Below are 20951 nucleotides of genomic sequence, written 5' to 3' on the forward strand. Positions count from 1 at the left end.
AGTATGAGTTTAAAAGCATGGCGCGAAATTGCCCGCCCTCACAAAGATGTACTTGAAGGAACCTTCAAACAATCTGAGTTTGCTGCCGACATTACCCAGGTTGCCAACGGTACGGCTACGCCAGAATATCAGGATGCTGAGAAATTCTTCTCTCGTACTTTTATTACCGAAGGCATGCGTTTATTGCTGATGTCTGTTGCTCAACGATTAGCAGGCTTAGGCGGTGACCCAGTCATTCAGTTACAAACAGCCTTTGGTGGTGGTAAAACCCACACCATGTTAACGGTATTGCACTTGGCGACGCGTAAAGTAAGTACCGATAAACTCGAAGGTATACCGCCACTGCTAGACCAAGCAGGCATTACCGAATTACCCCATGCCAATATTGCGGTATTGGATGGCATTGCTTTATCCGTTAGCCAAGGTAAACAGCATGGCAGCATTTGCGCCAACACACTTTGGGGCGAAATGGCTTGGCAACTGCTAGGTGATGAAGGTTATAACTTGGTTGCCGCCAGCGACCGTGATGGAACCGCACCGGGTAAAGATGTACTGGCTGAGCTGCTCACAAAATCAGCGCCTTGCGTGGTGCTGATTGATGAGCTGCAAAAGTTCTTCAGCGATTTAAAACCGGGCAAGCAACTGAATGCGGGTACTTATGAAGCCAACCTTAAATTTGTACAAGCACTCACCGAAGCGTTTAAAACCGTTCCAAATGCTATCTTGCTGGCATCGCTACCGGAATCTGAAACTGAAGTGGGTGATTCATTTGGTCAGAAAACCTTAGTCGCGTTAGAAAAACACTTTGGCCGTGTGGAATCTGTTTGGAAGCCTGTTGCCACTGAAGAAGCCTTTGAAATTGTGCGTAGACGCTTATTTGAATCGGCCGGTGACCGCGCTCAGATTGAAGGCATCAGCCGCCAGTTTTGCGATTACTATCGTCAGAACGCGCAATACTTTCCACTGGAAACGCAATCGAATCAGTATTTCGAGCGCATGTGTACCTCATACCCCATTCACCCCGAAATATTTGATCGACTTTATGAAGATTGGTCAACGTTGGATAAGTTTCAACGTACGCGTGGTGTGCTCCAATATATGGCGGTGATTATTCATCGCTTATGGAATGACAACAATCAAGATGCGTTGATTATGCCAGGATCCATCCCGCTGGATGACAGTCTAGTGCGTAACAAAAGTATTCATTACTTACCCCAAGGTTGGGAGCCTGTGCTAGAACGCGAGGTGGATGGTGATCGCTCGGAACCCCATCGCATTGATGGTGACGACACCCGTTTTGGTAGTGTGCAAGCGGCACATCGAGCCATGCGTACGGTTTTCTTGGGGAGTGCCCCCAGCGCGCGCGACCAAGTGGTTAAAGGCATTCAGGTAGAAAGAATATTGCTTGGAACTGTTCAGCCTGGACAAACCGTTGGTGTGTTTGAAGATGTGTTAAAGCGTCTACGTGACCGATTGCATTATTTGTATTCGGATCAAGATCGTTTTTGGTTAGATACCAAGCCTAACCTGCGCCGTGAAATGGAAAGCAGGAAACAAAATATTGATAAGTTAGCACTCAATGATGAGCTAAAGCGCCGAGTGAACAGTGTGTTCGGTCGCAACTCTATATTCGCGGGCGTTCATGTGTTTACCAATTCTGTCGATGTACCAGATGACTATGGTTCTGGCCCAAGATTAGTCGTATTAGCACCCAACGAAGGCTATACCAAAGCCGATGGCAATAGCGCAATCTCTGCGGCTGAAAAAATATTGAGTTTTCGTGGTGACCAACCAAGGCAAAAGCGTAACCGTTTAATATTCTTCGCTGCCGATAGCGATGTTGTGGGTCGTTTAAACGATGCCGGGCGTACTTATTTAGCCTGGCGTGAAATTGTTAGCGACATTGATGAAGGCAAGTTAAACCTCGATCTGTTTCAGGCAAACCTTGCGAAAAAAAGCACTAAAGTGGCTGAGAGTAACCTTCAACAATTGGTTCGTGAGGCCTATAAGTGGATTGTTTGCCCTCTGCAGTTAAAAGCGACAGATAAAACCGTCGACTGGGAAATTGTTTCGGTTTCAACTAATGCTACGAATTTAATCCAAGAAATCGAAAATAGATTGCGTGAAGAAGAATGGATCACATCTGAATGGTCCCCCATTCATTTAAAAAACTTACTGGCTCAGTGGTATTTTAAAGAGGGTGTAACTGATGTTAATAGCTTAAAAGTGTATCAAGATACCTGCCACTATTTGTATTTACCGCGATTGATTAACGACCAAGTGTATCGGAATGCCATTGGTCAAGGCTTGGATAGCGAAGACTTTTTTGGCTTTGCCTCAGGTAAAGATGGCGATGCTTATTTAGGGTTTCGTTTTGGCAATGGTGGCATACCAACACTTGATGATGCCTGCGTGTTAATTGATAAAGATGCGGCGGCAGAGTATCGGGAAAAAACCAACCCCGTTCCGCAACCGACCACTGCTGCAGAACCAACCGGGGTTAATCCGGTACCTCCTTCTGTACCTGGCGGCTCACCAGCAACCCCACCGCAGCCCATACCGGGAGTAGCACCTGCACCAGCAATCCAAACTGCCATTAAAAAACAGTTTTACGGCAACATTGATCTAGACCCTGTGAAAGCCAAAATGGACTTCGCTACCATTGTTGATGAAGTGGTACAACAGTTCACAGCAAAACTGGGGGTTGAGGTTTCTATCTCTGTCGAGATTCAAGCGAAATCTAAGAATGGCTTTGATGAAGCGCTGCAACGGACGATCAAAGAAAATTGCAATGTGCTGCGGTTTAGTAGTTCTGAATTTGAAGAGGAATAGGAATTGATCCTTTGTCATCACGCAAATTGGCTGATTAAAATATACCGCGCAAGGATGCAAACATGGCTACAACGGTAATAGAAGCTTTTAACAAATTTCTGGCCGATCATGTGAATTTGCGTGATGACGAAACCAAGATAGCCAGAGCTAGCCGTGATTGGCTGGTTGGGCAAATCTGTAATTTTCCATCAAAGGTCGATCACTTCCCCCAAGTGTATACGGAGAAAAATATTTTCTTTGGTTCATTTGCTCGAAATACAAAAAAGAGACCCCTTGATGACATTGACATTATGATTTGTCTAAACGCTCAAGGATCAACTTATTTCGAAGGACTATTAAGTGGCATTTCAATATCTGTTCCAGAGCAATCAACGCAGCTCAGGCGTCTATGTAACGATGGAACAGATACTCTCAACTCAATCAAGGTTGTAAATAAAATCGTCTCGGCCCTGAATAATGTTCCTCAATATGCAGGTGCAGACACTAAACGAAATCAAGAGGCCGCTGTATTGTCTCTGACAAGTTATGACTGGAGCTATGACATAGTTCCCTGTTTTTTCACTTCGCCAGACACATATGGAAATTCATTCTATTTAATTCCTGACGGAAGCGGGTCCTGGAAAAAGACCAACCCGATACTCGATCAAAATCGAACGCAAGCAATAAATACAAATCATAATGGCAATGTGCTTAACGTGATCCGGAGTATGAAATACTGGAACAAACGGCCAACGATGCCATCAATGAGCTCCTATCTTCTTGAGGTAATGATCTTAAATTATTATTCGACGCGATCTGATGCGGCAAGTGAATTTGTAGACTTGGAACTTCCTAAGATATTCGAATATATTTGGCTGAATGTGACTAACGATGTAACAGACCCGAAAGGTATGCAAGGCAATATCAATCACCTAACGCAAGTCGAGCGAGACAAGATATCGACACGAGCATGGGTTGATAAAAACAAAGCTATCGAAGCGCGACAATTTGAGTCCGATAAGGATCACCGCAGCTCTATTAAAAAATGGGGTGAAATCTTTGGCAGCAACTTCCCGGATTATGGATAACCAAAGATGAATAGGATTAATGAATTTCAGTCACAAGACTCGAATGTGAAGATCGCAGCAGCGTTCAGGCGCGCCTACAAAATGGCTAAGAATTGGAAGACATGGATATGGCTCCCAGCCATACTACTCTCTGTACTCCAGCTAATCGTCGCTATCAATATTCAAAAAATCATTTCTTTTCCAACTGTAAATCTCGCAGCTTACGTTACCGCCACCACTCTTTTGATGATAATGGCCAGCACGATTGGCAAACACACAAAAATCAATAAATACGTCGGTTTAGGTAGCAATCTACAACGTCTTCACGATTTCAATATTTTAGGCATAGGAATTAAGCCAAGCCCAATTGAAACGCCGCAATCTCAAATAAATAGACTGTCCAAAAAGTGGCTCGACAAAAATAGTCAGGACAGACCTAACCTATCAGAATGGTGGCCAGCTAGAGTTTCAGAATTAGGAAAGGAAAAAGGCATAGCACTCTGCCTACTTTCGACATTTCGCTGGGAAACAGAGCTAAGGAAGAAATATGGCGTTGTTTTAGCAATGATATTTATTGTTGCTACAGCTCTGAGTTTATTTCTGATGAACTCATTAAATTACAGAATTGAAGATTACATTGTTCGAATACTCGTACCGATTTCACCTTTCCTAGGTTTATTGCTCGATGAATGGTTGAGCAACCGAACCAGCATAGATACTGCTTCAAAGTGTTCTGACCAGTGCTTTCAGCTATGGCAGAGTAGTAACGTTGAAATTAGTAATGAATTAAACCAGCTTAGTTACTCGTGGAGCGGCTATAGGGCTAATGCAAACCCTATTTTCGACTGGTTATATTGGACTACTCAAAAAGTCATGAACGAAGACATGATAATCGATGCCAATGCTCTTGTGGATGAAGCTCTAGTTCAGAGCCAATGACTCGGTATTTCGATTTCAAAAGAGTTAGCAGCATAGCGAAGCATATTTAGTAATTCTTTATGCTTCGCATCATCATAAGGCTGGCCAGCTTGTTTTTTATCAACAATCTCTTTCAGTTGATGAAGATTGAACATACCAAGCTTATAAAAATTACCCCAAGTGGGTTGCCCGAATAAATTATAAATCGTTTCAGTGGCATCGCGCTCGCTAGCAAGACGCTTGGGTTCATCGATTTTAGCAAGAGCCGCCTCACCTTCTTCTTTTGTATCGTATGTATTCAATTGTTTCATAGTTTTGCCACTTAAATAGCTTAAAGATTCAATTATTTATCTGATGACAGATATTGCCATTTACTAAGGATGATACCACTTTTGCAGGGGTATTTATGCTTAGTAGATTTTTAAAGTCGCAGCGCCAAACTGAGTCAACTGAATCAGAAATCCCACGCTACCCGCCATTCCTGAAAGGGTTGCCAGCTGCGTCCCCCGAGGATTTGCAGTCCACACAAGACGAGCTAATTAGCTTTATGCAGTAGAATGAGTAGCAATCAAGATCAGCCCTGTTCGTACTCAGCTAAATCACTTAACTCGCACTCAAAATAACGACATAACTTATCAAGGTTATCAGTATTGGTTTTATAACCATTAGGGTTTTGAAGCTTTGAAAGGGTTGTTCTGTGTATGTCTGTCGCATCTGCAATTTCTTGCAAACCGATGCGTCTCCCTTCTTCTCTCTCTTTTAGAGCTATGAGCTCTTTTAGTTTGAATCTAATCATTTCCATCTCGCTTTTCAGATATATGGATTATGCCCGAGTTATTCAGAAAAGTGAAAAAAATCTATAAATGTGCTTGCCAGTCACAAAAGATGATGTATAGTGTCATTTATGTTCTTCAAATGTGAGTGGAGGTCACTTTTATGAGTACTTATTTAACGGCTAAAGAGTTATCTGTTCGTATCAAGTATCACCCTAAATATATCAATGACGTTCTTAGAGACAATAGCTTTATTGAGGGAACGCACTACATCCGACCTTTTAATGGTCGCAAAGTGCTTTACGTTTGGGAGCCGATTGAAGCTGAGATGTTTACAACGGCTAAAAGTAATGAAGTGGATGATTTGATCCCAATGGCCTCAGGAGGTGTTTACCGTGGCTAGCGTTGGAACAAGAAACGATAAGCTCTATTTTGATTTTCGGTATCAAGGTAAGCGTTGTAAGGAATACACCAAGTTAGAAAATACGCCTGCCAATATGAAGCGTATGGAAGCAGCGGTTAAGAAGATTGAATTAGCGCTCAAAACCGGAGAGTTCGATTATGAGAAGTTCTTTCCGGGCAGTAAAAAAGTACCGAAAGTGAAAAAGGAGGTGGTTCAGCACATTGTCACTGAGGTTCAAAAACGACCGGATACGCCGTTGTTTTCTGAGTTCTCACAAGAGTGGCTTGAAGAGAATATTTTACGATGGAAACGGTCTTACCGGACTTCTATAAAAGGAACTTTAGATACCCGTCTCATCCCATATTTTGGGGAAGAAAGAGTCGGCAACATAACCAAAGCCATGATCCTGAAATTTCGTGCATCTCTCGCCAAAGTGAACCACGAAACAGGGGACAGTGAGCTTTCAAACGATAGGATTAACCACATTATGACGCCACTAAGAATGATTTTAGATGATGCCGCCGACCGATATGAGTTTACGTCGCCTGCTATTGGATTAAAACCCCTAAAAGTGCCTAGAGTGGATATTGAGCCTTTTACGCTGGATGAAGTGAAGAAGATTATTCACTATGTACGTCCAGATTTTCGTAATTACTACATTGTGCGCTTTTTTACTGGTTTACGTACTGGGGAAATAGATGGGCTGCAATGGCAGTACGTTGATTTTGAAAACCGACAAATTTTGGTGAGAGAAACCGTCGTTCAGGGACGTATTGATACGACTAAGACACTTGAATCACGTCGTGAAGTTGAAATGTCTCCACCTGTGTATGAAGCATTATTAGAACAAAAGAAAGTTTCGTTTGGGCATTCTAAGTTTGTGTTTTGTAATCGTGCAGGTGGTAGTTATGAACACCGAAATGTTACTCAGCGCATTTGGTACCCAACACTTGAAAAAATTGGCATCAAAAGTAGAAAGCCCTATCAGACAAGACACACAGCCGCCACATTATGGTTAGCAGCAGGGGAGAACCCAGAGTGGATCGCTAGACAAATGGGTCATACAACTACTCAAATGTTATTTACCGTGTATTCGCGCTATGTCCCCAACCTGACTCGTCGAGATGGTTCTGCGTTTGAAACACTTTTGATGTCCAGTGGTTTTGAAGTGAGTGGAGATGCACTATGAGCAGCATTGTTAGTGAATTATCTCTGATCCACCGTTCAGTCCAGGATGTTATGTTCGACCTGTTGCACTCATTGAATGACGACGAACTAAAAAAGGTTGTTGAAAAGTTTGGTACAGGTTTGGGCGTTGTTGATGAATTGGCTTTTAGCTCTTGGGTCTCTACGCAAATAAACAGCTTAAATGAACATGAGGAGATGGTAGGGCTCAGCTTTCTTCTCGGGAGGCTGAATTTAGAGATACACGGTAATAAGGCCTTTTTCAAACCACCACAACTTAATAATGTAATTGGTTTATACCCATCCGTGAAAAGTATCCCGTCTTACAATGCTTTTATTGGAAGCTACCGCCTTGAGGGGTTAACTAATGATAATCATGGTGAAACAGCTCCCATTAAAATTTGTGATGCGAGCGGTGAGCTGTCTGTTTTATTAAGTTCAGGCCATTTGAAGGTCAAAAGCGGCTCAATACAATGCGTAAAAGGCATTAAAAATGGGGCGCATTATCTTATTGAGATAATTTAAACAGGACTATTTATTAAAAATGAATGTGTAATGAGGTTGAAAATATGACTAATGAAACCGCACAGTATTTAAAAGCGATCACGTTTTGCATTAGCTGGTTGGCTGATCAAGCATCAGATGAAAAATGGGCATTATCTGATGAAGAAGTGTGTCAATTTTTGGGTGGCATTCCTTTATCTTCATGGCATGAGTGGAAGGAAGTGGCAAAGGGAAAACAGCAGTTTGAACTAAATCAAGATGTGATCGATAGGTTGGTTCTGCTGTTGAAGATCCATGAGAGCATTGCTATGAGTGCGCCTTCTGGTGCAATTTATGATTTTTTTAAAAGACCAATCAGTTATCCAACGTTTGAAGGGAAATCGGCTAAGGAAAGCTTATTATTAGACAACTCCATGGATAATTTGAATAAAATTATGCTCTTTTTTAGAAGTAGAATCTTTTAATCCTATAAAGGGCTTGTTTGATTTTCAAACAAGCCCTTTTGCATGAATCTTCGAGGCTCATGAAAGCGTTGTAAAGCCAAATCTGGGTAGTTTGACCACCTAAATACCATCAGATTTCTTTAGATTGAAAGAACTCCAGTACCCCAACTAAACTTTTTTCTTTTATTTGAGAGATCGTTGTTCTGGACTTCATTTTAGGAATATTGGCCTGAATGAAACCAGTGCTCACCGGCAAATTTTCCCATCCACGTTGTGCCATATATTTCTTCTGGGCATGGTTATAGACAACAAAATAAGAATGGCAATAGACAGCAAAAAAAGTGTCGACAAATCGATGCCCCATCGATTTCATAAGGTGGACCATGTCCGTCTCTTTTGAATGGTTGACCAAGCTTCCATGACGATAAATATGACGCTGCAACGCCATGGCTTCATTTGAGTAGAACCATTCATTTCGATCTCTTAACTCATTAATGACATCAGGGTAGCGCATAGCATACCAACGTAAGAACATATGTGTGGCATAGCTGTGCCTAAGTAGGTACAAGTCCGCTCCTTCTCCCAAGATTAGCTTCATCTCTTCGCGAGCAATTCTTGTGACCTTTTCAGCATTGCTAAAAAGTGGGAATGTCCTTAAAAACTGTGCCTGCTCATCGTTAACTTCAGCAATTGCCAATAGTCTTTTCCTTGCTTCACTTGGTTTCCTGTCTTTGCCAAATGCTCTGGTCATCTTTAGTTTGCTGAATAGAGTTAAGCGCTGAGAAATATATTCGAAGATCTCTAAACAAACCTCTGGTGGCGCTAATAGATGCAATGGAATGGTACGTCTTGATGCCGGTGTTTTAAACCGTCGTACTCTGATTAGTATTTCTTCCTCGCTGTGTGCTGAGATGTCGCCCAGCGTTAGCCGCGCTAACTCCCCAGGGCGAAGACCCGCATAAAAGAGGATTTTAAAAATTATAGTCGACACAGTGACATCAGACTGAACACTGTGATGACGTTTAAATGCGTCTATAAAAAGATTGAATTCTTGCTGTCCGAGGACTTGATTGCGGTTAGTGGTAGTTATTTGTCCGCTTCTTGAGACTGGGAAATGAACATCGTTCCAGATATCCAGATTTCTTCTACTAAAACCTAATAACGTTGAAAATTGAGATAGTCGATTTTTGTTAGTTGCTGAAGCTAAATCTGGGTTTAATAAAACCTCATGTATAAATAAGCTTGCATCTTCTTCATCCCAGTCTTCGATATTGTAAGCTGGCTCATAGTCAAATAGGCTTTTTGAAAAGAGACTGATGATTTTTGATAAAGCTGTATTTACCTTGTTCTTTCTAACAACTAACTCGTTATAAGCAAATGCAAACATCAATGAAATCGCGCAATAATTTCTAGGGCCATCACCAGAGATGAGTAAGATTTCAGCAACGGCAGGAAGTGTCTTTGGGCGTGTTTCACTAAGAGCCACTTGTATTCTATCAAGAGTTGAGTAAACCAAATCACTAACGTAGCGTTTATTGCATTTTGTTCTATTAAATATTCTCTCGATTAAGCCGTCCATTTTAGAGGTAGATAAATTGTACAACGGTTTAGCAAATTCTATTTCACTACTTTTTTTCTTATTTTGAATTTGTATTTTAATCCAATACTTAACATAGCCAAATAAATAGTAAGCCAATTCTTGCCAAGCGAGGAAACGTCTTTGTTTCTCGTCATCATCTAAATCTTCTGCGGACAAGCTTGCTACATTTTTGTCATTTTCTCGTTGATAAGACGTTTTTTCACTTGGTCCCAAAGTACGTTTGTTGCGTTTTCTATTGTATATTTTGTTAGATGGTAGTCCTATTATTGAACCATCCATATCGGCCCATGTTGGTGCTATTGGTAAGCTTATTCCGGATAAACGGCTATAGATAATGGGTTCTGTACCAAAAATACAAAACAGACTCGCTGTAGCTTGATAAAAAGTTTTCAGTTTGATTTTTTGAGTTATTTTCACCTTAGTAGGTGCTGTTAATAATCTTGGAATTGTATGCTTAGCTAGTTTGTGATGTTTAGGTGGCACGTAATTACGAGCATGGAGACACACACAGATAAAACGTGCTGTATTTGATGCGGTAATCGGTAAACATTTATCTGCTCTAGTTGACTCTCCTGACGGAACCAGTATTGAGCACTCAAATGGACTTTTTAGGAGCTCCTGTATGAATGATTCAGCTCTGTTCAGTGGTAGTCCTGTCGTTACACCAACTTCAATGAGTAAACGAACATATAGCTCATCACTATCAATAAGCACTTTTGATTTCAGAATTTTAGGCGTCTGATTAGTGATTGTTTTAATAGCTGCTCTAAGTTGTGCCTCGTCAGAGTTGGGCGATATAACGGTCGGTCGAATGGTTTTTGGGGAGCGATCATAAGATATAGTTGATGTGATAATTCCCTCTAATTTTGCAATGACATCATTAATAAACTTGAGCTGTTTTCTAGTAATTTTAGATTCGCTAGATATTTCGTAATACTCCGAAAATTTTGAAATAATTTCTGATAATGAATCATTATCAATGTTCATTTCATCATTCGCAGAATCGAGAATGATTTCAGCAACTCTTGCACTTTCAATATCTTTAAATTTTATTTTCTCTAGGTCTGGCCATTTATTCAGGAAATCAATCGAAATCATAGGTCAGCTCCTGCAACGAAAATTCTTGAATTAGAGTGTTGTAGTATTCAGATATGTCAGTGTGAATCGAAACGATGTTTGATGAAGACGCAGGAGAAGAATAGTAAAATCCATCCTCATTGTGACCAAGTAGTGCTCGAGATGTAATAGCCTTGAATTTCAGTGCATTGCCTGAAAAATGTCTTAATGTATTGTTTGATGGACGTATTTCTTCAAGATTAAATGTTTTCAGAATCTCTAATATCTGTCTGTGAGGTGCTGATTTGATTTGATCATATACTTCGTCATTAAGAATATGAATTATGATTAAGTCATTTTTTGAAATATCTTCATCCGTAAAATTTAAGTGTTTATACAATGAAAATCTTACATTAGAAAGTATATCTTTTTGTTTTAAATATAAATCAGGTATGGGCAGCGCTTTATATTCTTCATAGTTGACAGAGTTTTTATCTTTTCTAATGAAAAAATCAGAAAATGTAGAAATGGATTTTTCGCCATTAGGGCGATTGGAGAAAAATAATAACTCTAAAAAATATGTATGTATTTCAATTAAATTGACTAGATCAACTCTTAGTTGATTCGACCTAGAAAGTGAAAATAATGCCTTTTTACTTTCAAAAATGACGCTTATATCTCTGAAGAAATCGGCTATTGAGCTCTGTGGTAAACGATTAGATCCAAGAGATTGATTTGCCAATGTAGAATCCCACTGCAGCTTTGAGAGTAGCCCTGGTACTTCCAAATGATTGGATAAAACATCAAATCGCTTTTGATATAAGTCTCCAATGTTCTCATTGGTCAGTGCAACGTACGAGAACGGCGCGCTCATGGAGAAACCGATTTTGGCTCTGAGGTAATGAACCCTCATGTCATCGACATGAGGTGTTAATAGTCGATTAGAATTTGATGCGATACGGTCAAAATGCAGAGAGTTACCGCCATTAAACTCCGAAAATTGCCTAGTTAAATAAGAAAATTTGTTAGCAATTTTATCGACTAGCTTTTTTATCGATAATGTCGGTTCATCTAAATGCAGAAGACTCGCTGGCGATATTTTCAATTCGATTTCTGAACATAGGTCCGAATCTGTTGGTGTATTTGAGATAGAAACAGTTAGTGATTTCTTGTTAGTACTAAAACGTATTGCAGAAAGTGCTTTTTTTAGTGTCATGCCCGTCAAAAAGCAAAGTATTAAAAGACTATTTAATTCAGATTTTTTTTCATCGACGAATGCAATAAATCCCACAACAGATTGTAGTGATAATGATGAATAATCAAATACGGACTCAATTTCTTTATTTGCAGTGGTCCAAGATTTCTTCTTTACGAGAAATATTTTCGGTATATAATTATCAGAATCTTGTGATTTTATATCTTGATCTTGATCTTTTTTTTTGCTAGATTTCTTCTTAATTTTTAGTTCTATAGGTTTGTTAGGTTCGTCTTTTTTTGATTCGGGAAGATAGTTAAACCCTCCCCAAAATGAAAATTCTCGAAAATATTCTGTGTTATTAATATAACTATGATATCTAGATATTTCGAAGTCACTTGGTTTTTTTAAAAATGAGACTTTTTCAATGTTACTCATTTTTTTTATTGTCTTTAATCTGCTAATCTCGCGAACAGCCAAAATAAGTTTATATATCTTTGTGTCATTTTCATAATAGTCAACTGTTTTAAGTTGAGTGTAGCAGTCAGAAACAAAAGTAGATATTAGTTCTGATAAATACTCAGATCCGGCTTTTTTATCTCTTCTGTAAACATCATAAACACCAAAATATACTGGATAGTCGACACCTATGTTGAATGACACTTCAGTTGTCTTTTTATACTTTATGTTTTTAAAAATAAATAGAATAGCTTCTATTTCATCCATTTCTAATAAAAAATCCGAATGATAATTTAGCTTAATGATATGTAAAATGGATCTTTGACGTTGTATTGATGGCGGGACTGTTAACAGTGTTAAAAACTTTTTAAGTAATGCTTCGTTGTCTTTCCAAATCCCCAACTCATCCCAGAAATTTATTGTCCATCCTAGTGACTTTGTGAAATTACTTTCGCTCATATGATTTCTTTATTTTTTAAAATTTTCTCAGATAAGAAGTCAACAATTTTTTTAGTTATTTTTTTGTCTGATAATGAATTTTTTATAAAATCATAATTTTCTGAATTGTCTTCTTGATGTCTATTTCTCACCGATTCAATCTTTTTTATCTCAAATATTAGTTCAACTAAACTTAAGTTCGAATTAATTTTTTTATTTATCATAGAAATTAGTTCTCTAAGCTCTTCTAATGTCTGAGTGTTTAGATTATTGTTCTTTTTTAGATAATCTATAGTTAAAAATATATCATTCAATCCCGTTATTCTTGACTCGTAGATTGAATGAATGATTGATAATAAATTAATTTCTAGCTTGTTTGTGTGTTTTTTGTTTAGAAAACCATCTAGCTCCGACGTTAAAAATTGAAAAGAAAGATCATCGAAATTTACTATTCCATTAACGTAAAAAAATTTTAAGCAGAGATTAAAATGAATTTCTTTATTCATTTGAGAAAGTTTTTGTGATGCTATCTCATTATCGCAAAATATTTTGTTAATGAATCCAAGTTGTCGCATTTTTTTTGGACATAGTATTTTTAATGCGGTGTTTTCTGATGTGATTTCTTCAATAATAGATTTGAATTTATTTTTTCTCGGTAGATATTTCAGTGTTTTCAATTTATAAAAATCTTGTATTTCTTGAATTGATCGGTTCGTTTGATTGATTACTAAAGCGAGTGTTCTATAGTTTTTATTAGTTTTTTTAAGTGCTTTCTTTAGTTCATAGTCGCAATCATTAACTAATAAAAACTCATGTTCTTTTTTGAAAATTATTGGGTAGTGTTCCAGGAAAAAATCTGAATTTTCTGCTTTGTTTTTTGATAGTCGATTATAGAAAATACCAATATTCATCATCTCAATTACAAAAAATGTCTCTGATAAGAACAATGTTTCGTCACTATAATTCATTAATAACTCTACTTTTATTATGTCTTTATAAGAATGATATTTAAAAACATATACCATAAAAAATTGAATGTCTAGTCTTTTTTTAAAACTAATTTAAGAGTTGACCTCGCTATATTGTTGTTAATTTATAAATAAACTAAAAAGATAATTTAGTTTATTTAAGTAGTTAATTTATATATAAACTAAAAAGATGGTTTGGATTATTTTAGTAGTTAATTTATATGTAAACTAACTTATAATTTTTTAAAAAGTATAAGTTGTATATAATAGTTTATATTTAAATTAAATATTTCCTCGTCTGCTCATAATCAAATTAAAAAAATCACACTTACAAAAATTAACTTTGTTTTTGATGCTGCTTAAAACTAAACTGTATATCCATACAGTATTTTGGTGTTGATCATGCGTGTGACTTATCTTGGTGTGTCTGAGTCGGCGGCGTTTATCGCGGCCAATAGTGTGCGAATCCCTTTGTATGTGGATTCGGTATCGGCGGGGTTTCCTTCGCCAGCTCAGGACTTTGTTGAAAAATCGTTAGACTTAAATGAGTTCTGTGTCGCTCATCCTAATGCGACGTTTTACGTGCGTGCGCAGGGGGATTCGATGATCGATGTGGGCATTTATTCGGGTGATGTATTAGTGGTGGATCGTTCGTTAACTGCGCGTCATGGGGATATTGTGATCGCCTGCATTCATGGGGAAATGACCGTGAAGACGTTGGAGCTGAAGCCCAATGTGTTACTACGTCCGAAGAACAAAGCCTACAAAGCGATTCATATTACCGAAGAGTCTGAGCTAGAAATCTTCGGCGTAGTGACGGGTGTGGTTCGGAAGTACGAGCGCGGTTGATGAAGACGGTTTTTGCCTTAGTCGATTGCAATAACTTTTACGCCAGTTGCGAGAAGTTGTTCCGGCCAGATTTAAAACACACGCCTGTTGTGGTGTTGTCGAATAACGATGGTTGTATTGTCGCGCGTTCCAAAGAGGTAAAGGCGCTGGGCATTAAAATGGGCGTGCCTATGTTTCAAGTTCAGGACGAGATAAGAAAGCACGGTATTGTGTGCTTTTCCTCGAATTATGCTTTGTACGCGGATTTGTCGAATCGGGTGATGACCATTTTGGAAGAGGAAGCGCCACGTCTGGAAGTGTATTCCATCGATGAGGCGTTTATGGATTTAACCGGTGTTGATCATGTGACGGATTTACTGGTATTTGGCAAACGGGTAAAAGCCAAGGTCGATAAATGGACGGGCATTACGGTAGGCGTGGGCATCGCGCCAACCAAAACGTTGGCGAAGTTGGCTAACCATGCGGCTAAGAAATATCCAGCCACGGGATCCGTGGTGGATTTGATGGACCCAGACAGGCAAAAGCGTTTATTAGCGTTGGTTGATGTGAGTGACGTGTGGGGTGTTGGTCGTCGCACCACGGCAAAGCTAAAGACGAGGGGAATTCATACCGCCTTGGATCTCGCGAATGCAGACCCTAAATCGATTCGAAGTGAGTTCTCAGTGGTGTTGGAGCGAACCATTCGAGAATTAAATGGAGTGTCCTGTTTGGATCTGGAATTGGTCAGGCCAACAAAGCAGCAAATCATTTGCAGTCGCTCATTTGGCCATAAAGTGACAGACAAGCGCGAACTACGGGAAGCAATTGCCAAGTACACAACCAGAGCCGCCGAGAAATTACGCGGTGAAAAACGCTTTTGTCGCATGGTGAGTGTGTTCGTTCGTACCAGTCCATTCATTCCAAACGAACCGCAGTATTCGAAAACCTTGTCTGCAGAACTTCCTAACCCAACCGACGACACGCGAGACTTATTAGAAGTGGCCGACGTGCTGTTTCGTCGCATCTATCGTTCAGGTTATCGCTACGCCAAAGGCGGTGTAATGTTGGCGGATTTTTATGAACATGGCGCTTTTCAGCAAGATTTATTCCAAGCAGATAATACAAAAATCAACTCAAAAGCATTAATGAGTGTCGTGGACAAAATCAACCACAGCGGCCTCGGCAAGGTTTTTTTTGCCTCTCAAGGCGTGTCACCACAATGGTCAATGAAAAGAGAACATTTATCTCCAGCGTATACGACCAGGTGGGATGAGTTACCGAAAGTGTATTGACTCGAAATGTAAAAATAGAAATCAGTAATGAATAAAAATGCAAACGATAGCGATGGAGGGGTGTTCCATGAACGATGAAGGTACCAATAAAAATACCAGTAAAGAGTCAGCAGGCAAGATAATAGCAACGGTTGTATTATGGCTAGAGGAACAATGTCCACAAGATCGTTGGGACTTATCAGATGAACAGATGTGTGTTCTTCTAGGCGGTATTACGGTTTCAACTTGGAATCAATGGAAAGAGACCGCACAGATTAATGACAGCCTTCAAGTAGACCAAGACACTATTGATATACTGGCGATGCTGGTAAGTATATACAAGATGATTCACCTAAGTTCACCACCTGGCTTTAAGTATGATTTTTTCAAAAGGCCAATACATCATCCGACATTTAATGGCAAATCAGCCAGGGAGTTTATGCTAGAGAACCCTTCACTTGACGATTTTCTCAAGGTAAGAAATTATTTTCAAAGCAGAGTGATGTTATAAAAAACTTGATCGAGTCGAGTGAGTCTAAAGATGCGCCTGTTGCTGAAGTGTCGTCATACTTCTAGTGAAAAGTGCCCAATTATAAGAAAAAATATAATTGCATATAATTGGTGTACTAGAACAATGATGAGTCATTTTTTTGTGGTTTTTTTAGGTGTTCATACTTTGGTGGTCTAGTAAAGTCTGGGAAGTTCAGACTGTACTTTTAATAGCACTATTCGTAAGAAAAAAGAGGTGAGCTTATGAGGGTTGTTACTGCTACTGACTTATAAGCCAAGGGTGTGGCTGCTGTTGAGGCCGGTTTGTTAGAAGATGAAGAAGTGATTATATCTGTCCGAGGTAGAAATACATATGTAGTGATGGATTTGCATAAATACACTAAGTTCAGAGAGTATGAGCTTGAGATTGCCTTGCTAGAAGCTAGGGCTGATATTGAGGCTGGACGCTATTTTGATAGCTCTGTGAATGACCATATGCAGCAGATAAGTGAAGAACTATAGGTTCATTTATCCTGATAGCTGGTATGGACCTAGTTTCCTAGACAGTTGATCATCATTGTACTTATCAGTCATGTTAGGGGATATGTATGAGCAATAAACGAAAAAATTATGCCGAAAAATGCATTGATATTCATGATATTGAGAGCAGTCTTGATCTTGTTATGAATGATTCAAAAGGCAGCCCAGTTGCTGTAATGCAGGATGGTAACCCCGTATTTTACTGTGTTCCTGCTGACACTTATGCCGCTATTTTAGAGGCAGTTGAAGCGTCAGAAATGAGAGCGCTGAATGAAAGGGTTCATCAATTGGGTCTAAAGCTGTTTGGTGACGAAGACAGTTGGACGTCATGGATGAAAAAAAATGCCTTAGCCTTAAATGGTCAATCGCCTGAATCAGTGATGGGGACTAAAGAAGGAATGCAGCGGGTAAGTGACCTTTTGGGAAAAATCGTCCACGGGGTTATAGTTTAAATAAACAGTGTAGCTATTTGATATCAAAGGTTAAGATGATTTTAGTTTTCAGCTGCTGAGTTAAGAGCTATTTGTCGTTTATTGAAAGCATCAAACTCGGCTGACTCATCTTCATATCGAGCAATAACATTGCTCAAGGCTTCAATGATGATCAGGTTGTCATCATAGTGTTCTATCAAGTCTTCTAAAAGTATGAGGGCTTGTTGGTGCTCATCAGAGTTCGATATACCATTCAGAATAGGCAACTGGGTTACTATGGCTTTGGCCATTTGTGTTATTTCATTTGTCACTAACATTTCATTTACCTATGGTTACTAGGATTAATTGGGGCTGGGTTGATATTTAGTTCTTAGATATTGACTAGACAACCGCTCAATCAATCTGGATCACCCCCCCCCCAACGTTTTCAACGATATCTCTTCGGTCTGTCATAAAATCGGGGTCAGCTTTTGCCTGGAACGGTTGACTTCAATTTCTGTTCGCTTCCTATGAGATTTTATGAGATCGAACAATAAAAGGCAGCTCTAACTCATTGAGTTGATCTATTAGAGCTTCAGCGAGTTCGTGATCCACATTAAGAAACAGCTCATCTGCGTGAGCTGTATGGGAATCTAGCCCTTCAATTAGCTCTGCTTCACTTAGTCGATTTTGATTTATTCGACTGTTTGCCTGTTTAATCACAATATGGTTTCCTTCAGCACAGACTTCGACATGCGACCAACCATGTTGAGTAGCCATATCACGAATCGTAGTAATTATGTCTGCTTGAGTCTTTAGACCCAAAGCTTCATCTTCGTTTGCCGTAACTACTTCAAAAATGTTTGAAAACTTAATTGAGGCCATTGTCTGCCACTCTAAAATACCATCGATTGTTGGTATATATTATAGCTGAGAACTGTCTGGCGTGCTGGGTGCAAATGCGCCGTCATTTACTCAAAGTCGAAGAGGAAGAAATCGAGGTCGTGACACACGCTTTTATCCTGATTGCCGTTTTGTAACAACACGAAAGCCATATCAAGCAGAAAGGTTGGTCAGATGAGAAAAAAAAGATTATCGAGCACAACATAGCAAGCCCTTTTCGGAACAGTTTTTTGCCTTTTGCCTTTTGCCTTTTGCAAAGAGCAAAGACAACGGGCAGACCTATTACCAGACGATAGCTGGATGAAAGCGCTGAACTACACCTTAAAGCGCAAACGTCAACTGATGGTCTTCTTAGAAAAACCCGATGTCGCCATGGACACCAACCACCTAGAGCGAGAGATAAGACCCATCCCTATGGGTAAGAAAATGAACTGACCCCCAATAGTTGGACATTCCAATTACTGGGGGTCTTTTTATGTCCAAATATCACAGAGCATTCAAACTCTATTTAGCAAAGTTATCTCAGCACCAAAGCTCAAGAATGATTGCGCGTCAATTCGGTGTTGACTCGAGACAAGTTCGTTACTGGTCTCAAGTGTATCGTATTCATGGTGAAAGCAGTTTTTTACACAAACAAATGCCATATACCCAATCCTTTAAGCTTAAAGCACTTAAAACGATGCATATGAATGAGTGGTCTTTAACCTATACAAGTGCCTACTTCGATTTATCATCTTCAGGCATATTATTTCAATGGCAAAAACTCTATGCTTGCGAAGGTATATCTCGACTCAAACCACAGAAAAAAGGTAGACCTCGTATGGCCACTCACTCTTCTAAAACTAAGCCTGCTGAACAGATGACAGAAAAAGAGCTAAGAGAAGAGCTTGAATATCTTCGTGCTGAGAATGCTGTACTAAAAAAGTTGAAAGCCTTGGCTCAGGCCAAACAGGAACAAATAAAGAAAAAGCGTTAATCGTTACTGAGCTCAAGGCAAAGCACCCGTTACAATGGCTCCTGAAAGCGACTGGGCTGGCTCGAAGTGTCTATTATTATCATCGAGCTTCTGTGACGCTACTGGATCCGGACCAGGACCTGAAACAAAAGATTTACGATATATTCCATGCTCATAAGGGGCGATATGGATATCGTAGGATTACCTATGCTCTAAGAAATGATGGAATCCAAGTGAACCACAAGCGTGTTCAACGACTGATGATTGAGCAAGGGCTGAAATCTAAGGTGCGACCTAAGCGCTATAAATCCTATCGTGGCCGTGTTGGGAAAGTGGCTCCAGACCTACTTGAAAGAAAGTTCCATGCAGAGAAGCCCAACCAAAAGTGGGTGACAGACGTGACCGAGTTTAAAGTCGACAACCAGAAAGTTTATCTCTCGCCAGTGATCGACTTATTCAATCAGGAAGTAGTGAGTTATGAAGTGAGGAAGTCAGTCGCGTTACCATTGGTCACAGACATGTTGAAGAGCGCGATTAGCAAGCTAAGTAAGAACGAGAGGCCGATTATCCACTCAGATCAAGGTTGGCAATATCAGAACCAAGCGTATCAGGCACAGATTAGGGCTCAAGGGCTATCCCAAAGTATGTCTAGAAAAGGAAACTGCTTAGACAATGCTGTCGCTGAGAACTTCTTCGGTATTTTAAAGACAGAGATGTACCACAATGAAAAGTTTAGAAATGCAGATAAACTGATTGAAGCAATCAAAGAATACATCGAGTATTACAACAACGATCGAATTAAGCAGAAACTAAAAGGCCTGAGTCCGATAGCGTATCGAAATCAGGCCTTGAAAGCCGCTTAGAATAGAGTCCAACTTTATGGGGTCAGTTCAAAAACGGGCTCTTCTTTTGGACAGAACTGGGTGCCGAACACATTTGCCTCATCCAAAGCCTAATCTGCACATGTAAGCTGCATGACTTCGACCCCAACGTCTACCTGACGGATGTCCTGCAACGCGTTAGCCAGCAATCCAGCCAAAGAGGTCGCCGACTTAACACCAAGGCGAAGGAAATACCTGTTTGCAGATAATCCGTTAAATCGCCATTGCTCTGAAAGTCAATGAATCCCTAGAATGAACGCTTACTTTCAATGCACCTATCGGCAATTGCCAGCTTTACGAAACCCTGCTTCTATTGCGTTGCTCTCATTGTCAAACTCCACAATATTGGCATTGCTTATTGAGTGGTAGCTAGGGCACCCGCTAGCGAGATGGTAGACGCCACTACGACGGTTTCCTCTTACTACTTCAGTATCAGTGGGTGGAGCGGTCTGGTGCGCTTGCACGTCCGTTGACTGAGGCACGTTATTAGAAGGTGATACGGTGCCAAGCCTTGCTCTTTCTAGGACGTATGGATTGTGCCAACCCTGGTATTTAGCGATTCGACGATCGCGTTCAAGTTCCCAATCAGTAACAGGGTGTATTGCATTCCATGACTGGAATAACTGGCGCTGCTGTGAAGACAATCTAATGTTGTATCTATCTGCAAAGTACAGCTTAATTCTGGCAATCATTCCTCGTGCGGATTCGGGCGGTTCAGCCACTCGTTGAGCTCTATCAACCTCAAAATCACAACGTCCAAACTCCCGTGCCTCACCCGGTATCAATCCCCATTTGTAATTGCTACGAACGGCATTTAAAGACCTACCTAGTAAAATCATAGTTGACATCTACCT

24 protein-coding genes and 1 pseudogene are annotated in these 20951 nt (G+C 39.9%); 17 read left to right on the forward strand and 8 right to left on the reverse strand.

Translation table 11 applies throughout. The features are described from left to right. The first annotated feature begins 3 nt into the window (after positions 1-3). The 3 genes from BUA59_RS18830 to BUA59_RS18840 all read left to right on the forward strand — a co-directional run bounded on the left by BUA59_RS18830 (position 4) and on the right by BUA59_RS18840 (position 4817). Complete coding sequence (locus BUA59_RS18830; RefSeq protein WP_072841218.1) at positions 4-2832, forward strand: ATP-binding protein; 2829 nt, start codon at positions 4-6, stop codon at positions 2830-2832. Positions 2833-2894: 62 nt separating this feature from the next. Then, positions 2895-3899 (forward strand): nucleotidyltransferase, encoded by a 1005-nt coding sequence (locus tag BUA59_RS18835; protein WP_072841219.1) that lies wholly within the window; start codon positions 2895-2897, stop codon positions 3897-3899. 6 nt (positions 3900-3905) lie between these two features. Then, positions 3906-4817, forward strand: a complete 912-nt coding sequence (locus tag BUA59_RS18840; RefSeq protein ID WP_072841220.1) for an S-4TM family putative pore-forming effector — start codon at positions 3906-3908, stop codon at positions 4815-4817. Here the strand turns inward: BUA59_RS18840 and BUA59_RS18845 are convergent. Then, entirely contained in the window at positions 4805-5107 is a 303-nt protein-coding gene (locus BUA59_RS18845) for a hypothetical protein (RefSeq protein ID WP_072841221.1), read from the reverse strand. The two genes, BUA59_RS18840 and BUA59_RS18845, sit on opposite strands and share 13 nt — an antisense overlap. 95 nt (positions 5108-5202) lie before the next feature. Between BUA59_RS18845 and BUA59_RS23925 the strand changes: the two genes are divergently transcribed. Further along, positions 5203-5352, forward strand: coding sequence for a hypothetical protein (locus BUA59_RS23925; RefSeq protein WP_175550798.1), 150 nt, complete (start codon positions 5203-5205; stop codon positions 5350-5352). A gap of 18 nt (positions 5353-5370) precedes the next feature. Here the strand turns inward: BUA59_RS23925 and BUA59_RS18850 are convergent, their stop codons facing one another. Next, complete coding sequence (locus tag BUA59_RS18850; protein ID WP_072841222.1) at positions 5371-5592, reverse strand: helix-turn-helix domain-containing protein; 222 nt, start codon at positions 5590-5592, stop codon at positions 5371-5373. A 140-nt stretch (positions 5593-5732) separates the two neighbouring features. Here BUA59_RS18850 and BUA59_RS18855 point away from each other — a divergent pair, with 140 nt between their 5' ends. Genes BUA59_RS18855 through BUA59_RS18870 form a run of 4 tightly spaced genes read left to right on the forward strand, consistent with a single transcriptional unit; the run spans position 5733 to position 8125 of the window. After that, positions 5733-5972: a hypothetical protein gene (locus BUA59_RS18855; RefSeq protein WP_024025214.1), complete on the forward strand. Its 240-nt coding sequence runs from the start codon at positions 5733-5735 to the stop codon at positions 5970-5972. After that, positions 5965-7161 carry a site-specific integrase gene (locus BUA59_RS18860; protein WP_072841223.1) on the forward strand — a complete coding sequence of 399 codons (1197 nt, stop codon included), beginning with the start codon at positions 5965-5967 and terminating at the stop codon, positions 7159-7161. The genes BUA59_RS18855 and BUA59_RS18860 overlap by 8 nt, the downstream gene beginning before the upstream one ends. After that, positions 7158-7682 carry a hypothetical protein gene (locus BUA59_RS18865; RefSeq protein ID WP_072841224.1) on the forward strand — a complete coding sequence of 175 codons (525 nt, stop codon included), beginning with the start codon at positions 7158-7160 and terminating at the stop codon, positions 7680-7682. Before BUA59_RS18860 ends, BUA59_RS18865 begins: the two co-directional genes overlap by 4 nt. A gap of 44 nt (positions 7683-7726) precedes the next feature. Beyond that, positions 7727-8125 carry a hypothetical protein gene (locus BUA59_RS18870; RefSeq protein WP_072841225.1) on the forward strand — a complete coding sequence of 133 codons (399 nt, stop codon included), beginning with the start codon at positions 7727-7729 and terminating at the stop codon, positions 8123-8125. Between the two features lie 109 nt (positions 8126-8234). On the opposite strand, the gene BUA59_RS18875 is transcribed toward BUA59_RS18870, so the two are convergent. The 3 genes from BUA59_RS18875 to BUA59_RS18885 are packed head-to-tail and all read right to left on the reverse strand — an operon-like array spanning position 8235 to position 13820. Further along, entirely contained in the window at positions 8235-10802 is a 2568-nt protein-coding gene (locus BUA59_RS18875; protein WP_072841226.1) for a site-specific integrase, read from the reverse strand. Next, positions 10789-12873, reverse strand: coding sequence for a hypothetical protein (locus BUA59_RS18880; RefSeq protein WP_072841227.1), 2085 nt, complete (start codon positions 12871-12873; stop codon positions 10789-10791). The genes BUA59_RS18875 and BUA59_RS18880 overlap by 14 nt, the downstream gene beginning before the upstream one ends. Beyond that, positions 12870-13820 (reverse strand): hypothetical protein, encoded by a 951-nt coding sequence (locus tag BUA59_RS18885; protein ID WP_072841228.1) that lies wholly within the window; start codon positions 13818-13820, stop codon positions 12870-12872. Before BUA59_RS18885 ends, BUA59_RS18880 begins: the two co-directional genes overlap by 4 nt. A gap of 402 nt (positions 13821-14222) precedes the next feature. On the opposite strand from BUA59_RS18885, the gene umuD reads away from it, so the two are divergent. The 5 genes from umuD to BUA59_RS18910 all read left to right on the forward strand — a co-directional run bounded on the left by umuD (position 14223) and on the right by BUA59_RS18910 (position 17400). Then, on the forward strand, positions 14223-14669 hold the full coding sequence (umuD, locus tag BUA59_RS18890; protein ID WP_012069683.1) for a translesion error-prone DNA polymerase V autoproteolytic subunit: 447 nt from the start codon (positions 14223-14225) through the stop codon (positions 14667-14669). Beyond that, positions 14669-15940: a translesion error-prone DNA polymerase V subunit UmuC gene (gene umuC, locus BUA59_RS18895; RefSeq protein ID WP_072841229.1), complete on the forward strand. Its 1272-nt coding sequence runs from the start codon at positions 14669-14671 to the stop codon at positions 15938-15940. Before umuD ends, umuC begins: the two co-directional genes overlap by 1 nt. A 67-nt stretch (positions 15941-16007) precedes the next feature. After that, positions 16008-16430, forward strand: a complete 423-nt coding sequence (locus tag BUA59_RS18900; protein ID WP_072841230.1) for a hypothetical protein — start codon at positions 16008-16010, stop codon at positions 16428-16430. Positions 16431-16711: 281 nt separating this feature from the next. After that, positions 16712-16930 carry a type II toxin-antitoxin system Phd/YefM family antitoxin gene (locus BUA59_RS18905; protein WP_217653755.1) on the forward strand — a complete coding sequence of 73 codons (219 nt, stop codon included), beginning with the start codon at positions 16712-16714 and terminating at the stop codon, positions 16928-16930. 86 nt (positions 16931-17016) lie between these two features. After that, positions 17017-17400 carry an MbcA/ParS/Xre antitoxin family protein gene (locus BUA59_RS18910; RefSeq protein ID WP_072841231.1) on the forward strand — a complete coding sequence of 128 codons (384 nt, stop codon included), beginning with the start codon at positions 17017-17019 and terminating at the stop codon, positions 17398-17400. Positions 17401-17441: 41 nt separating this feature from the next. On the opposite strand, the gene BUA59_RS18915 is transcribed toward BUA59_RS18910, so the two are convergent. Beyond that, on the reverse strand, positions 17442-17696 hold the full coding sequence (locus tag BUA59_RS18915) for a hypothetical protein (RefSeq protein ID WP_072841232.1): 255 nt from the start codon (positions 17694-17696) through the stop codon (positions 17442-17444). Positions 17697-17886: 190 nt separating this feature from the next. Then, the gene (locus tag BUA59_RS18920; RefSeq protein ID WP_024024485.1) at positions 17887-18243 is read right to left on the reverse strand and encodes a hypothetical protein; all 357 of its coding nucleotides are present in this window, start codon (positions 18241-18243) and stop codon (positions 17887-17889) included. Positions 18244-18498: 255 nt separating this feature from the next. Here BUA59_RS18920 and BUA59_RS18925 point away from each other — a divergent pair, with 255 nt between their 5' ends. From BUA59_RS18925 to BUA59_RS18940, 4 genes and pseudogenes are all read left to right on the forward strand, one after another. Then, positions 18499-18696 carry an IS66 family transposase gene (locus BUA59_RS18925; RefSeq protein ID WP_072841233.1) on the forward strand — a complete coding sequence of 66 codons (198 nt, stop codon included), beginning with the start codon at positions 18499-18501 and terminating at the stop codon, positions 18694-18696. Positions 18697-18736: 40 nt separating this feature from the next. Further along, positions 18737-19237 (forward strand): helix-turn-helix domain-containing protein, encoded by a 501-nt coding sequence (locus BUA59_RS18930; protein ID WP_072841234.1) that lies wholly within the window; start codon positions 18737-18739, stop codon positions 19235-19237. Then, entirely contained in the window at positions 19237-20079 is an 843-nt protein-coding gene (locus tag BUA59_RS18935) for an IS3 family transposase (RefSeq protein WP_139248923.1), read from the forward strand. Before BUA59_RS18930 ends, BUA59_RS18935 begins: the two co-directional genes overlap by 1 nt. A gap of 29 nt (positions 20080-20108) precedes the next feature. Continuing rightward, positions 20109-20340 (forward strand): annotated as a pseudogene (locus BUA59_RS18940) (transposase domain-containing protein); the annotation flags it as partial. A gap of 32 nt (positions 20341-20372) precedes the next feature. Here the strand turns inward: BUA59_RS18940 and BUA59_RS18945 are convergent. After that, positions 20373-20945, reverse strand: a complete 573-nt coding sequence (locus BUA59_RS18945) for an endonuclease (protein WP_084122546.1) — start codon at positions 20943-20945, stop codon at positions 20373-20375. Between the last annotated feature and the right edge of the window lie 6 nt (positions 20946-20951).

Source organism: Marinomonas polaris DSM 16579 (assembly GCF_900129155.1).
Lineage (GTDB): Bacteria > Pseudomonadota > Gammaproteobacteria > Pseudomonadales > Marinomonadaceae > Marinomonas > Marinomonas polaris.